Annotated in this window: 12 protein-coding genes; 7 read left to right on the plus strand and 5 right to left on the minus strand. The window is 43.9% G+C overall.

Annotated elements, in window-relative coordinates:
* Positions 1 to 64: 64 nt before the first annotated feature.
* Positions 65 to 193, minus strand: a complete 129-nt coding sequence (locus V7K73_RS18715) for a hypothetical protein (RefSeq protein ID WP_334882065.1) — start codon at positions 191 to 193, stop codon at positions 65 to 67.
* A gap of 100 nt (positions 194 to 293) precedes the next feature.
* Positions 294 to 581: a helix-turn-helix domain-containing protein gene (locus V7K73_RS18720; RefSeq protein WP_334882066.1), complete on the minus strand. Its 288-nt coding sequence runs from the start codon at positions 579 to 581 to the stop codon at positions 294 to 296.
* A gap of 186 nt (positions 582 to 767) precedes the next feature.
* On the opposite strand from V7K73_RS18720, the gene clpB reads away from it, so the two are divergent.
* Positions 768 to 3386 (plus strand): ATP-dependent chaperone ClpB, encoded by a 2619-nt coding sequence (gene clpB, locus V7K73_RS18725; protein ID WP_334882067.1) that lies wholly within the window; start codon positions 768 to 770, stop codon positions 3384 to 3386.
* Positions 3387 to 3713: 327 nt separating this feature from the next.
* On the opposite strand, the gene V7K73_RS18730 is transcribed toward clpB, so the two are convergent.
* The gene (locus V7K73_RS18730; RefSeq protein WP_334882137.1) at positions 3714 to 4280 is read right to left on the minus strand and encodes an SRPBCC family protein; all 567 of its coding nucleotides are present in this window, start codon (positions 4278 to 4280) and stop codon (positions 3714 to 3716) included.
* Between the two features lie 420 nt (positions 4281 to 4700).
* Here V7K73_RS18730 and V7K73_RS18735 point away from each other — a divergent pair, with 420 nt between their 5' ends.
* Together V7K73_RS18735 and V7K73_RS18740 are read left to right on the plus strand one after the other, a co-directional pair.
* Complete coding sequence (locus V7K73_RS18735) at positions 4701 to 4895, plus strand: hypothetical protein (protein WP_118167638.1); 195 nt, start codon at positions 4701 to 4703, stop codon at positions 4893 to 4895.
* Positions 4896 to 5188: 293 nt separating this feature from the next.
* Positions 5189 to 6421, plus strand: coding sequence for an NAD(P)/FAD-dependent oxidoreductase (locus V7K73_RS18740; RefSeq protein WP_334882068.1), 1233 nt, complete (start codon positions 5189 to 5191; stop codon positions 6419 to 6421).
* A 204-nt stretch (positions 6422 to 6625) separates the two neighbouring features.
* Here V7K73_RS18740 and V7K73_RS18745 read toward each other — a convergent pair whose 3' ends face one another.
* Complete coding sequence (locus V7K73_RS18745; RefSeq protein WP_334882069.1) at positions 6626 to 7108, minus strand: SMI1/KNR4 family protein; 483 nt, start codon at positions 7106 to 7108, stop codon at positions 6626 to 6628.
* A gap of 454 nt (positions 7109 to 7562) precedes the next feature.
* Here V7K73_RS18745 and lpxD point away from each other — a divergent pair, with 454 nt between their 5' ends.
* Positions 7563 to 8618, plus strand: a complete 1056-nt coding sequence (lpxD, locus tag V7K73_RS18750) for a UDP-3-O-(3-hydroxymyristoyl)glucosamine N-acyltransferase (RefSeq protein ID WP_334882070.1) — start codon at positions 7563 to 7565, stop codon at positions 8616 to 8618.
* 261 nt (positions 8619 to 8879) lie between these two features.
* Here lpxD and V7K73_RS18755 read toward each other — a convergent pair whose 3' ends face one another.
* Complete coding sequence (locus tag V7K73_RS18755; RefSeq protein WP_334882071.1) at positions 8880 to 9785, minus strand: CoB--CoM heterodisulfide reductase iron-sulfur subunit B family protein; 906 nt, start codon at positions 9783 to 9785, stop codon at positions 8880 to 8882.
* A gap of 417 nt (positions 9786 to 10202) precedes the next feature.
* Here V7K73_RS18755 and acpP point away from each other — a divergent pair, with 417 nt between their 5' ends.
* From acpP to tkt, 3 genes are all read left to right on the plus strand, one after another.
* Positions 10203 to 10457, plus strand: a complete 255-nt coding sequence (gene acpP / locus V7K73_RS18760; RefSeq protein ID WP_334882072.1) for an acyl carrier protein — start codon at positions 10203 to 10205, stop codon at positions 10455 to 10457.
* Positions 10458 to 10701: 244 nt separating this feature from the next.
* Entirely contained in the window at positions 10702 to 11952 is a 1251-nt protein-coding gene (gene fabF / locus V7K73_RS18765) for a beta-ketoacyl-ACP synthase II (RefSeq protein ID WP_334882073.1), read from the plus strand.
* A 358-nt stretch (positions 11953 to 12310) separates the two neighbouring features.
* Entirely contained in the window at positions 12311 to 14338 is a 2028-nt protein-coding gene (tkt, locus tag V7K73_RS18770) for a transketolase (RefSeq protein ID WP_334882074.1), read from the plus strand.
* The last annotated feature ends 1 nt before the right edge of the window (position 14339 follow it).

Genomic DNA, 14339 nt, shown 5'->3' on the forward strand with positions numbered 1-14339 from the left:
TTTAATGACAGTAATCTGCTGTCGGGCTGGATTAGTTATTTTCGGGCTGGATACCGAGATTTTACTAATCAACGAATCGCACTAGCTTTTCCCCTTCAGTCATTTGGCTGATGGGTTTTATTTTCAATAAATCTTCATCCTCAAAATCAAAGTCATCATCTTCAAAGTCGTAGGGGTCAATCATTTTCAGCATCCACTAGGCGACCTGGGATTATGGTAACTCTGTGTGGCGGCAAGATAGAAGAACTTTTATACGTCATGCTTGGTGTACGCATTTAGATTTATGCTGAGGTTCAGCCAGCTTCGGCAATAACCTTGCCAATTTCTTGAAGGGTTGCACCTGTTGCCAGCATCGCACGTATCAACAGTTCAATTGAAACTGAAGCATCACCATTCTCTGCCTTAGCAACACGCGGTTGACTTGAGTAAATTTTCTCGGCTAATTCAACTTGTGTCATTACTTTTTGTCGTCGTGCTTTTAAACTCTGGCTGAGTGCTAGTTTGATATTTGGAGATGAACAGTGCTTCTCAAGTGGCAGCCCGACAATTATGGATTCGCTTGGGTTTGTTTCCCTAGTCATATAGCACAGGAATAAATAGGAAATGGAAAGTAGGGGAAAATACGACTTTTACAAGACGTGAACACCGATCTAGGCGATCGCTATCCTGTTCATACAATATCTATTAAGAACAGAAATTTTATTGACTTGGTGTTCTGGTGGTAGCCTGCGACAAGCCACTACACCTTTACGTTCCTGAAAAAGCCTATGCAACCTACTAATCCTAACCAATTTACAGAAAAAGCCTGGGAAGCGATCGCCCATACCCCGGATATTGTTAAACAATATCAACAACAGCAAATTGAAAGCGAACACCTGATGAAAGCACTGCTAGAACAAGATGGTCTAGCAACTGGGATTCTCACTAAGGCGGGTGTTAACCTCCAAAAACTGCGCGATCGCACTGAACAATTTTTCCAACGTCAGCCAAAAGTATCCGGTACTAGCAGTTCTGTCTACTTGGGACGCAGCTTAGATACACTTCTAGATCGAGCAGACGGATATCGCAAAGAGTTTCAAGACGAATATATTTCAATTGAACACTTATTGCTGGCTTACGCTAAAGATGACCGCTTTGGTAAAGCTTTATTCCAAGAATTTGGTTTAGACGAAGGTAAGCTAAAAAATATTATTAAACAAGTTCGAGGGAGTCAAAAAGTGACCGATCAAAATCCAGAAGGCAAATACGAAGCACTGGAAAAATACGGGCGTGACCTTACAGAAGCTGCACGTAAAGGTCAACTCGATCCAGTGATTGGGCGAGATGATGAAATTCGTCGCACTGTGCAAATTCTCTCTCGCCGTACTAAGAATAACCCTGTGCTAATTGGCGAACCTGGTGTTGGTAAAACTGCGATCGCTGAAGGATTAGCACAACGCATTATTGCAGGTGATGTACCTCAATCACTCAAAGACCGCAAGCTAATCGCTTTAGATATGGGTGCTTTGATTGCAGGGGCAAAATTCCGGGGTGAATTTGAAGAACGCCTGAAAGCAGTATTAAAAGAAGTTACTGAATCTGGCGGCAATATTGTTTTATTTATTGATGAAATTCACACCGTTGTGGGCGCTGGTGCAAGCCAAGGCGCAATGGATGCTGGTAACTTATTAAAACCCATGTTGGCGCGGGGCGAATTGCGCTGTATTGGGGCGACAACTCTAGATGAATACCGCAAACATATCGAAAAAGACGCTGCACTAGAAAGACGCTTCCAGCAAGTTTATGTCGATCAGCCCAGTGTAGAAGATAGTATTTCGATTTTGCGCGGGTTGAGAGAACGTTATGAAAACCACCACGGGGTGAAGATTTCTGATAGTGCTTTAGTTGCAGCAGCCGTATTGTCGAGTCGATATATTAGCGATCGCTTCTTACCAGATAAAGCCATTGACTTGGTAGATGAAGCCGCCGCGAGATTAAAAATGGAGATTACCTCCAAACCTGAAGAACTCGACGAAATTGATCGCAAGATTCTGCAATTGGAAATGGAGAAGCTTTCCCTGAAAAAAGAAAGTGATGCAGCTTCTCGTGAACGTCTAGAAAAATTGGAAAAAGAAATTGCCGATCTCAAAGAAGAACAAAGAACTCTGAATAGTCAATGGCAATCTGAAAAAGATATCATTGACAAAATTCAGTCTGTGAAAAAAGAGATTGAACGGGTGAATTTAGAGATTCAGCAAGCAGAACGCGATTACGACCTTAACCGCGCTGCGGAGTTGAAATACGGCAATTTAACCAGTTTGCATCGTCAATTGGAAACAGTAGAAGCTGAATTGGCAAGCGCTCAAAGAAGTGGTAAATCACTATTACGGGAAGAAGTCACAGAAGCTGATATTGCCGAAATTATTTCTAAATGGACAGGGATTCCGATCAGCAAGTTGGTGGAATCTGAGAAAGAAAAACTGCTGCATTTAGAAGATGAACTGCACCGCCGCGTGGTTGGACAAGAAGAAGCAGTCACCTCTGTAGCGGATGCAATTCAGCGATCGCGCGCTGGACTGGCTGATCCCAATCGTCCCATTGCTAGCTTTGTTTTCCTTGGGCCTACGGGTGTGGGTAAAACCGAGTTGGCGAAAGCGCTGGCGGCGTATATGTTCGATAGCGAAGATGCGCTGGTGCGAATCGATATGTCGGAATATATGGAGAAACACGCCGTTTCTCGTTTAATCGGTGCGCCTCCAGGATACGTGGGTTACGAAGAAGGCGGACAACTTACAGAAGCGATTCGTCGCCGTCCTTATTCAGTGATTCTTTTCGACGAAATCGAGAAAGCACACCCCGATGTATTTAATATCTTCTTGCAAATTCTTGATGATGGTCGCGTCACTGATGCCCAAGGTCATAAGGTGGACTTCAAGAACGCTATTATCATCATGACTAGCAACATCGGTTCGCAGTACATTCTTGATGTCGCCGGAGATAACGCCCACTACGACGAAATGCGCCGTCGAGTTATGGAAGCGATGCGGAATAGCTTCCGTCCAGAGTTCCTGAACCGGATTGACGAAATCATCATCTTCCACGGTTTAGATAAGAAGGAATTGCGGCATATTGTGCTATTGCAAGTGGAAAGATTGCGCCAAAGATTGAGCGATCGCAAAATATCCCTCAAGCTCTCGGATATTGCACTTGACTTTTTAGCCGAAGTAGGGTATGACCCAGTTTATGGGGCGCGTCCACTGAAGCGGGCGATTCAGCGAGAGTTAGAAACTCAAATTGCCAAAGCGATCTTGCGCGGTGAATTTACCGACGGTAACACCATCTTTGTAGATGTGCAAAATGAGCGTCTTTCTTTTAGTCGTTTACCTGCTGAGGTGTTTACCAGCTAATAGAGAAAGAGGCAGGGCAGCTATTAGCTATTAGTTATTAGCAGGGGGACAAGGTGAGAATTTGCAACAAGTCTTCCCTCTTCGTTGAAGATCATCGTCACGCCAAAACGCCAAGTCAAGCAAGAGCGTCTTGGCGTTTTTTTTGTCAAACATTCGTAAGGTAATAAGTAGGTAGACGTAATTAAACATATAATAAACCTCACCCTGCCTCCGGCTTCCCTCTCCTTATTAAGGAGAGGGATTGAGGGTGAGGTTTTATATTTAATTTGATCCAGTTACTTAATTACGTTCGCGGAGCGTGCCGGAGGCTCTATTACGAATTACGAATTACGAATTATTTTGTCCCTTACAAAGTACTTGTCGCATTTTACGCATATTTGCAGGTAACTCTAAATTCATTGCTTGTTGAATGAAAATTGATGGAATTGGCATCAGAGGTGTAGCTTGCACAGTATAAGCAAGCATTGTGCCGTTACCGCAATCCTTGAGTTCTAAATGAGCGTTAAAATCCTCAAAAGTCCCTTTTTCCATGCGAAATTGGATTTGTTGCCCTAGCACTTCTACAACGTTGAGGTAAATTTCAACTTGAGCCGTGAAAAAGAAAAAGGCTTTTTGTGCTGCTTGATACAGGCGTTTGACTTCACCTTTGTGTAATATCTCGCTTTTAGTGATATCAGGAAAATATTGCACCCACCGGGGGTAATCAGTTAATTGCTGCCAGACAAGCGATCGCACCATCGGCACATACATCCAGGCTGTTACCGCGCCACCCCAGGTTTTGTGCGATCGCGTTTCTATTAAAATTTCACCCTGTACCAGCAACTTTTGCTTGTCTTTATTCCAAGCCATATCTGAACCTGCAATAATTGAGTCTGAGATATGAGACGCAGATATCATGATTTTAGTTACTCCTCAACTCATCCACCTAAATGGAGTTGAAACTACAAGTCATAGAACTTGACTTAAATCCAACCCACTAAATTTTAGTTCCAGTCTAATGCCTATCTTTCCAGAAAGGGCGACTTTTTGGTTATTCTTTCAGTTATCTTACTGAAAAAACTGTAGTTCTTATCACAATTAACACAATTAATATTTACGTAAACTTGATAATAGCCGTATTTATAAATTAAAAACTAACTTCTTAACAGCTAGAATGGCACAAAGACCACCTAATATCAAGTCTCTTACCCCAACGTTTGGATACGATATCTTGATTTTTACGTGTTATTTCTGATGAAACTGCTACTTCATCGTAACTTCATATTTTATTGTCAATATCAAGTGTAATCTCTGTTGAGTTGAGAGGAAAAGTAGGTGAGTCAATCTTCTTTAAATCGTAGATTAATCCAGATTTTCGGTATCCTTCTCGGCATTAGTGTAGCCGTCTGGGTACTGAGAGGTTTTGGTATTCTCACTTTTATTCCAGGTGGAATAATTTGGCTACTGCTACTAGGGGCGATCGCTGTGGCAATTATCAGTTATGCCCAAAGGACTTGGTGGCGTTTTTAGTCATTTGTCATTTGTCTAAGATACAAGAGTTTTTGGTATATACCGCGCCACTCCTGGGGCAAAACTTTCTTATATCGAACTAATTCAGGACTTACGCACAAGGAAGGGAAAATCGAACCACAGAGGACGCAGAGTCCACGGAGGAAAGAGAGGAAAGAGAGTTTTTTTGCGTAAGTCCTCTAATTCAAAGGTATGTCCGACTTGTGGTGCGACAAAAGATCAATTTGAACTAGTTGAAGAGTGAAGATAACAGCTAGCCTAGTAAGGGACGTGCTATTGAGAAATTTTAGAAGTTGCTACCGTTACGAATCGTAGTTATTGGGGGTGGGGCAGCAGGATTTTTTGGCGCGATCGCTTGTGCTAAAGTCAATCCTGATGCCGAAGTTACATTACTCGAAGCCAGTCGCCAACCCCTAGCGAAAGTGCTAATTTCTGGTGGCGGACGCTGCAACGTTACTCACGCTTGCTTTTTACCTGAGGAGTTGGTGCAAAATTACCCCAGAGGTGCAAAAGCTTTGCGAGGGGCTTTGACTCGGTTTGGGCCTCAAGACACAGTAGCTTGGTTTGCTGCTGGTGGAGTCTATCTAAAAACTGAAGCCGATGGCCGGATGTTTCCTGTCACCAATACTTCAGAAACCATTGTGGAATGTCTGATAAAAGCGGTGGCGACATCTGGTGTCAAACTCCGTATCGGTACACACGTAACTTCGGTGACCGCAACAAATGGAGGGTTTGATATTCATCTGAAGTCGGGAGATCCGATTAAATGCGATCGCCTACTTCTGGCGACCGGTAGCAGCCTTATAGGTTATAAAATTGTCAAAGAGTTAGGTCATCAAATAGAAGCGCCAGTACCCTCTTTATTTACCTTCAATATTGCTGATCCTCAATTGCAAGCTCTAGCTGGAGTTAGCGTTAACCCTGTGCAATTGCGGTTATCTCTGGGCGGAAAATCCCAATTACAACAAACTGGCCCATTACTAATTACCCACTGGGGTTTGAGTGGCCCGGCTGTTTTGAAGCTTTCTGCTTGGGGTGCGAGAGTTCTGCACGAAAAGCGCTATCAAGCCACATTATTGATTAATTGGCTGCCTGATTTGCAACAAGAACAAGTGCGAGAAAAAGTTTTAGCAGTTAAAGATGAATGGGGAAAGAAAGCGATCGCATTACATCGCGGTGTTGACTTACCCCATCGTCTCTGGCAATATATCATTGCCCGTGCAGGCATTACCACAGAAGACCGTTGGGCAGAAATATCTAATAAAACCTTAAATCAACTGTTGCAAGAACTAACTCAAGGTCAATATTTAATCAGTGGTAAAGGAGCCTTTAAAGAAGAATTTGTTACCTGTGGCGGTGTCAACCTCAAAGAAGTCAACTTTAAGACAATGGAAAGTAGATTAATTCCTGGTCTTTATTTTGCCGGAGAAATTTTAGATATTGATGGCGTTACTGGTGGGTTTAACTTCCAAAGTGCTTGGACAACTGGGTATTTAGCAGGGGTGGCAATGGGAACTAATTCGTAATTCGTAATAGAGCCTCCGGCACGCTGCGCGGTTTTCATGGACCAAAGGTCTGTACGTAATTCGTAATTCGTAATTATTAGTAACCACTTTAGTCCTTATTTTCTAAGCACTAAAGTGGTTAATACTAAGTTATCAAAATTAATGTAGCAGACTACTAAAATGGTTATCGTTAAAATTTATTATCAAAAATATAATTTGGAAATTTTATCTTAGTCCCCTCTTTATCAAATATTCAACTTGTTCTACAAATTCCTCTATCCAATCCATCACAGATTTACTGGACTCTTTAATTGTGCGACTGTCATCTAGAAAATAAACATAACAGTCATCTTGTCCATCGGCAATAATAAACCACGGATCTCCATGTAAAGCACAGATACAGAAAGCATTTTCAGGTAAGCGTGTACATTCTTCTCCCTCAGCAATTGACTCAAGGATAACCTCTTGCTGCCACTCATTCATTTTGATAAGTTGGTCGAAGTAAAACTCAAATTCCAATCCTCTAACAAGCTTTCCGGCACTATGCCCAAGTAAGCCTAAGATTTCCCTGTAAGTCCTTGGCAAAACTCCATATTTACTTTCAATGTATGCAATTTCCTCTGAGGTACATCCTTGTAACTCTTGCTCATTTTTTACTATTCCACTAGTAAACAAGCGCTCTCTTAATTCTTGTATATTATTAATCATTTCAAAACGTCGAACTTTCTGAAGGATGAATAATCTCTATTTTAATTGCTAAACTCACATCTTGCACCTAGCCCTGGCGATTAGAAATCGCGGCTATACAAACAAAGTCCACCTCCGTGGACAAGCGAGAAAATCAAAGGTTTTTAACCCACGGAGGTGGGTTTAGCCTGTGTAGCCGCGATTTCTAATCGCCTGGTGCAAGATATAAGTAAACCTATTGCAAAAGTCAAACACCCGCCCAAAAATAAATTTTTGGGCTAATAGCTCTAGTCGGTTTAAACCGACTAATAACAATAGTTTTAGTCCGTTTAAACCGACTTTTGCTATTAGCCAAGGACTTGAATTCCTGGCGGTTCAAGTATTTTCGCAATAGGTTTACTAATTATTTGGCTAGTACAAAGCGGCAAAAATAAAGTTACCATCCTTTGTAAATCAATTTTGAACGCACCCAACAATGAAATTCAGCGAAATCCTGTGCCAATTTGGTGATGCCGCTACTAATCATAGCCTGACTAGCAACCCAGACCATGACCCAGAAATTACAGGGGTAGCAGCTATTGATGAAGCTACCATCGGTACTATCAGCTATGTAGAAGGGGCAAAATTTGGGTCTTTTGTCGCTAAAACCAATGCTAGTGCTTTAATTTTGCCCCAGGATGAAAAATTACAAGTGCTTGCACAAGAGAGCGGTATTGTCTGGATAGCAACCCCAGATCCGCGATTGTTGTTTGCCAAAGCGATCGCACTTTTTTACCAACCATATCGCCCCATCCCAGAAATTCATCCGACTGCTGTGATTCACTCCACCGCAAAAGTTGGTAATGATGTTTACATTGGCCCCCATGCTGTGATTCAGCAAGGGGTAGAAATTGGCGATCGCGCAATTATCCATCCCAATGTGGTGATTTATCCAGATGCCAAAATAGGCGATCGCACCACCTTACACGCCAATAGTACCATCCACGAACGTACCCGCATTGGTTCAGATTGTGTGATTCATAGTGGTGCTGTCATTGGCGCAGAAGGCTTTGGTTTTGTTCCTACCCGGACTGGTTGGTTAAAAATGGAACAATCCGGCTATACAGTCTTAGAAGATGGTGTGGAAGTTGGCTGCAACAGTGCGATTGACCGCCCAGCCGTTGGAGAAACACGGGTAGGTAGCAATACAGTAATTGATAATTTAGTACAAATAGGTCACGGTTGCCAAATTGGTGCGGGCTGTGCGATCGCAGGTCAGGTTGGCATGGCGGGAGGTGTTAAACTGGGAAATCGTGTTATTTTAGCTGGACAAACAGGAATAACCAATCAAGTGAAAATCGGAGATGGGGCGATGACATCTGCTCAAACTGGAATTCACAGCGATGTTGCACCAGGAGAAGTTGTCTGCGGATCTCCAGCCCTTCCTTACAAACTATATCTCAAGGTATGTGCTGTTTATGGTCGCCTGCCAGATATGTATCAATCGCTAAAACAATTGCAACGTAAATTCAAAGATAGCCCTGGCGACTAGAAGTCGTGTGCTAGTTGCTCATGGGAAAAACCCTCTTCTCTACGAGACGCTAGCCTCTCCCAAAGTGAGAAGACTGCACTGGCTTGGCTATACAGACAAAACCCACCTGCGTGGGTTTAAAACTTTTTATTTTTGATGGGAAATAGACCGCACTGTAGGGGCAATTCATGAATTGCCCCTACCTCGTACTGCTCTTATTCCTCCGTGGCCTCTGCGTCCTCTGTGGTTCGATTTTCCGTTCCTTGTGCCTAAGTCCTGAAACTAAAATCCTAATTTCTCTAATACTGGCTTTGTCGAAACAACGTGGCGTTCTAAACCCAGTTCTTTGGGACTAACCCCAAGTGCCAAAGCAATCAATTGGGATAAATGCAACACTGGTAAACCTAACTTTTGCTCAATCACCTTTTCCACTTCTGGCTGACGCGAATCTAAATTTAAGTGGCACAGAGGACAAGGTGTAACTATACAGTCCGCACCAGATGTCAAAGCGTCCTGAATATGCATCCCCGCCATCTTGAAAGATTGGGTAGTGGCATAACTAGCAAGCGGCCAACCACAACATTGTGTCCGACCTCGGTAATAAATTGGTGTCGCACCCACCGCCCGAAACATATTTTCCATCGCTTCCGGTTGGAAGGGGTCATCATAGGGCATAGATTTTTGGGCGCGGAGGAGATAACAGCCATAAAAAGCCGCACATTTTAATCCAGTTAACTTCTGGGTGACACGTTTGGTAATTTCCTCTAAACCGTAATCTGTTACCAAGGCGTAAAGGAGATGTTTAACCTCGGTAGTGCCGCGATAAGGTGAACAGCCTTCTTTATCCAGTAAGCCATTAACCTGTTGAATGTACGCAGGATCATTTGTCTGACATTCTTTCAGGTGTTCATTCACATGACCGATAACACCCTGACAAGTGCTGCAATGGGTAAGTAAGGGCAAATTTAATTCTTCTGCTAGGGCAATATTTCTGGCATTGACTGTATCTTCTAGTAGTTGAGAATCTTCTTTAAATGTGCCAGAACCGCAGCAAGCAGCTTTTTTAAGTTCAACTAGTTCAATACCCAGTGCTTGGGTAAGCGCTTGAGTTGATTGGTAAAGTTCCCGACAGGCCCCTTGAGCAACACAACCGGGGAAGTAAGCGTATTTAAGTGTCTGAGATAGCATAGAGGTATGTTTGGGTTAAAGCGATCGCTCTAAACAATAATTGTTTTATTATTCCTTGTTAGCACCTAAGTTCTGATATTTGACCACCGTCTCTTTAACCGTCTAGGTTCAAAGCCGCAGCGTCTATATATTCTGATTGCTAGCAAGGCTGTAAATACTGAGCGAGATATTGTAAAAAAAGTTAGCAATAATTTGACAACCGAAACATTTACATGCTGTTGGCAATGGCATAGTCCGCTCCTATACCCAATTTTAAGAAAACTTATCCGATTTTTTTGAGGAACGGGAGGGATTTTTTAACAGAAAAAGCCTTGGTAGTATACGGGCGATCGCGCTTGACGATAAGATGTATATGCTCAAAACAATGTTTCCCGTAAAGAGCAGAACCTAGCAACTGGTTAAGGACTTTTATTATTTATGAGCCAAGCTGAACTTTTTGAAAAGGTCAAGAAAATCGTCACCGAACAATTGAGTGTTTCCGACCCTGCCACAATCACACCCCAGTCGAAGTTTATGGACGATCTCAACGCTGATTCCCTAGATACCGTTGAACTGGTGATGGCCTTGGAAGAAGAATTTGATATCGAAATTCCCGACGAAGCTGCCGAGCAGATTTTAACCGTTCAAGACGCAGTAGATTACATCAATAACAAAGTTACCGCATCAGCTTAAAGAAGTTTTGAGTCTTTGAAGTTTAGATGGCAATGCCATGCCCCTCTGGGCATCTAGGCAAAAACCACCGCTTTGACTTTTCAGTGGGTGCTGAACAGTTAAAAGTTTAGGAGTTAGAGTTTTAGGAGGCAAAAGTTTGGAGTTTTCTCCATCTTTAGGTGCTTCCAAAACTCAGAACTCAGACTCACAACTCAGCACTGTTTAATTTAATGCCTGCTGCTTTTTCGCCACCTTTAACTGAATCATGACAGATTATATACGTAAACGCGTTGTTGTAACTGGTGTTGGCGCGATTACACCTATCGGTAACACAGCAACAGAATATTGGGATGGATTATTGAGTGGACGTAATGGCATTGACCGCATTACATTTTTTGATGCGTCTCGCCATGATTGCCGCATTGCTGGTGAAGTAAAAAACTTCGATCCACATGATTACTTGGAGCGCAAAGATGCCAAGCGCATGGATCGATTTGCCCAATTTGGGGTTTCGGCAGCAAAACAGGCTCTAGCTAACGCGCAGTTAGTTATAAATGAACTGAATGCCGAACAGGTAGGTGTCATGATCGGTTCTGGCATTGGCGGCATTAAGGTATTAGAAGACCAGCAAACTATCTACCTCAACCGTGGGCCAGATCGCTGTAGTCCATTCATGATACCGATGATGATCGCCAATATGGCAGCAGGATTAACGGCAATTCACACGGGTGCTAAAGGGCCAAATTCCTGCCCAGTAACTGCCTGCGCTGCTGGCTCTAACGCTGTAGGCGATGCTTTTCGCTTAATTCAAGGGGGATATGCCCAAGCGATGATTTGCGGCGGAACAGAGTCGGCTGTGACACCATTATCGATGGCTGGGTTTGCCGCTTGCAAAGCCCTCTCTTTTCGCAATGACGATCCGCAGAAAGCTTGCCGTCCCTTTGATAGCGATCGCGATGGATTTGTCTTGGGTGAAGGTTCAGGAATTTTAATTCTCGAAGAACTGCAACACGCCCTCAGTCGCGGCGCTCACATTTATGCCGAAATGATCGGCTATGGTATGACCTGTGACGCTTACCATATCACTTCCCCCGTCCCTGGTGGACTCGGAGCCGCTAGAGCAATAGAACTAGCGCTCAAAGATGCCAACATAACTCCCGAACAGATTAGCTATATTAATGCTCACGGCACTAGTACCCCAGCTAATGATTCAACTGAAACCTCAGCAATCAAAAAAGCTTTGGGAGAACATGCCTATAAGGTGGCAATTAGCTCCACCAAATCCATGACAGGTCATTTATTGGGCGGTTCTGGAGGTATTGAAGCAGTCGCAACAGTACTGGCGATCGCTAATGACCAAATTCCACCGACAATAAATCTGGAAAATCCCGATCCAGAGTGTGACTTAGATTACGTGCCTAACTATAGCCGCCATCAAAAAGTCGAGGTGGCAATATCCAATTCTTTTGGATTTGGCGGTCATAATGTCACGCTGGCCTTTAAGAAATACGTCTAAAAGAAGTGAGAATTCAGGAGTCAGAATTCAGTAGTTTTATCCGACTATGCTCGTTTGCCCAATGCTCCTCAAGAGTGCTGAGTGGGCAGAGCAAAGAATAACTCCTAACTCCTAACTCCTAACTCAGCACTGTTTTGCCCCATGCCCCATGCCCAAAGTATCATAGATATCATTCCGATATAAAGTAAGCGTTCAGCATGACCCAATTATCAGCTTGATTTATCACCAGAAACTCAGGAGATCCCGCTTGTCCATCAACAAGCGGGGGTGGGATGATGAGGATACTGTGGGGAATCTAAAATAACCCCAGAAAGAGAAGCTACGAAGAGTGCTAACCCGTCGTTAAAAACAAGAGATTATGACTGTTGCAACCCAATCCGCCAAAGAACTGTCCGTCGAAGAACTTTGTATTAACTCGATCCGCTTCTTGGCTGTTGATGCCGTAGAAAAAGCCAAATCGGGACACCCAGGACTACCAATGGGCGCGGCTCCGATGGCTTTTGTCCTCTGGGATCGCTTTATGAAGTTTAATCCCAAAAATCCCAAATGGTTTAACCGCGATCGCTTTGTCTTATCAGCCGGTCATGGCTCGATGTTGCAGTACGCCTTACTGTATCTGACAGGCTACGATAGCGTCAGCATTGAAGATATCAAACAATTCCGTCAATGGGAATCCAAAACCCCTGGACACCCCGAAAACTTCATGACCCCAGGCGTGGAAGTCACAACTGGCCCCTTGGGTCAAGGAATTGCCAATGGAGTTGGTTTAGCGATCGCCGAAGCGCACCTAGCCGCTAAATATAACAAACCCGATAGCAAGATTGTTGACCATTACACCTACGTAATTGTGGGTGACGGTTGCAACATGGAAGGTATTTCTGGTGAAGCTTGTTCTTTTGCAGGACACTTGGGATTAGGCAAACTCATCACTCTGTACGACGACAACCACATTTCCATCGACGGTTCCACAGATGTAGCATTCACCGAAGATGTTTCCAAGCGCTTTGAAGCTTACGGTTGGCACGTTTTGCACGTCAAAGAGGGCAATACCGATTTAGAAGCGATCGCCAAAGCAATTGAAGAAGCTAAATCTGTTACCGATAAACCATCAATGATTAAGGTGACAACCACTATCGGTTATGGTTCTCCCAACAAACAAAACACTGCTGGTATTCACGGTGCTGCTTTGGGTGGAGACGAAATTGCCTTGACTCGGAAACATCTCAAGTGGGAATACGAGCCTTTTGATGTTCCACAAGACGCCCTCAACCACACACGCAAAGCAGTAGAACGCGGTGCAGGTTACGAAGACGAATGGAACAAAACATTTGCCGACTACAAAGCTAAGTATGGCCAAGAAGCGGCTGAATTAGAACGCTACATTAGTGGCAAGCTACCCGATGGTTGGGACAAGGTACTACCCACCTACACCCCCGAAGACAAAGGACTGCCCACCCGCAAACACTCAGAAACCTGCCTCAACAAACTGGCGGCAGTTTTACCTGAATTGATTGGTGGTTCGGCTGACTTAACCCACTCCAACTTGACCGAAGTCAAGGGTAAGGGCGACTTCCAAAAAGGGCATTACGAAAACCCCAACATCCACTTTGGTGTGCGGGAACATGCTATGGGCGCAATCTGTAATGGTATAGCGCTGCACGCTTCGGGATTAATCCCCTACGGTGCTACCTTCTTGATTTTCACAGATTATATGCGTGCTGCCATCCGCTTATCTGCCCTTTCTCAAGCTGGCTCGATTTGGGTGATGACTCACGATTCCATTGGACAAGGTGAAGATGGCCCCACACACCAACCCATTGAAACTCTAGCTTCCTTAAGAGCTATTCCTAATTTATTAGTGTTTCGTCCCGCAGACGGTAACGAAACCTCTGGCGCTTATAAAATAGCGATCGAGAAATCAAAGCAAAACGCTCCATCTCTATTGGCGTTCACCCGTCAAAACGTTCCCAACTTGGCAGGTACATCAATTGAGGGTGTAGCGAAGGGTGGATACACCGTGGTTGATAGCGAAGGTACACCTGATATCATCTTGATTGGTACTGGTTCGGAATTGAGCCTTGCGGTCGGCGCTGCTGAAAAACTTAAGGCTGAAGGTAAGAAAGTTCGTGTCGTCTCGCTACCTTCATGGGAACTGTTTGAAGCACAGGATGCGGCTTATAGAGAGTCAATTCTGCCGAAAGCTGTCACCAAGCGTTTGTCTGTAGAAGCTGCTGCTAGTTTCGGTTGGCACAAGTATGTGGGTACTGAAGGCGATTGCGTTAGTATCGATCGCTTTGGTGCTTCGGCTCCAGGTGGTGTTTGTTTAGAGAAGTTTGGCTTTAGCGTTGATAATGTATTAGCTAAGGCTAAACAATTGTTGGGTTAAT

It is taken from the genome of Nostoc sp. (genome assembly GCF_036916975.1).
Lineage (GTDB): Bacteria > Cyanobacteriota > Cyanobacteriia > Cyanobacteriales > Nostocaceae > Nostoc.

Bases quoted from the DNA above. Each gene is read 5' to 3' on its own strand.
- lpxD (WP_334882070.1), top strand. From the start codon at position 7,563: ATGAAATTCAGCGAAATCCTGTGCCAATTTGGTGATGCCGCTACTAAT.
- V7K73_RS18755 (WP_334882071.1), bottom strand. From the start codon at position 9,785: ATGCTATCTCAGACACTTAAATACGCTTACTTCCCCGGTTGTGTTGCT.
- clpB (WP_334882067.1), top strand. From the start codon at position 768: ATGCAACCTACTAATCCTAACCAATTTACAGAAAAAGCCTGGGAAGCG.
- V7K73_RS18720 (WP_334882066.1), bottom strand. From the start codon at position 581: ATGACTAGGGAAACAAACCCAAGCGAATCCATAATTGTCGGGCTGCCA.
- V7K73_RS18745 (WP_334882069.1), bottom strand. From the start codon at position 7,108: ATGATTAATAATATACAAGAATTAAGAGAGCGCTTGTTTACTAGTGGA.
- V7K73_RS18715 (WP_334882065.1), bottom strand. From the start codon at position 193: ATGCTGAAAATGATTGACCCCTACGACTTTGAAGATGATGACTTTGAT.
- acpP (WP_334882072.1), top strand. From the start codon at position 10,203: ATGAGCCAAGCTGAACTTTTTGAAAAGGTCAAGAAAATCGTCACCGAA.
- tkt (WP_334882074.1), top strand. From the start codon at position 12,311: ATGACTGTTGCAACCCAATCCGCCAAAGAACTGTCCGTCGAAGAACTT.
- fabF (WP_334882073.1), top strand. From the start codon at position 10,702: ATGACAGATTATATACGTAAACGCGTTGTTGTAACTGGTGTTGGCGCG.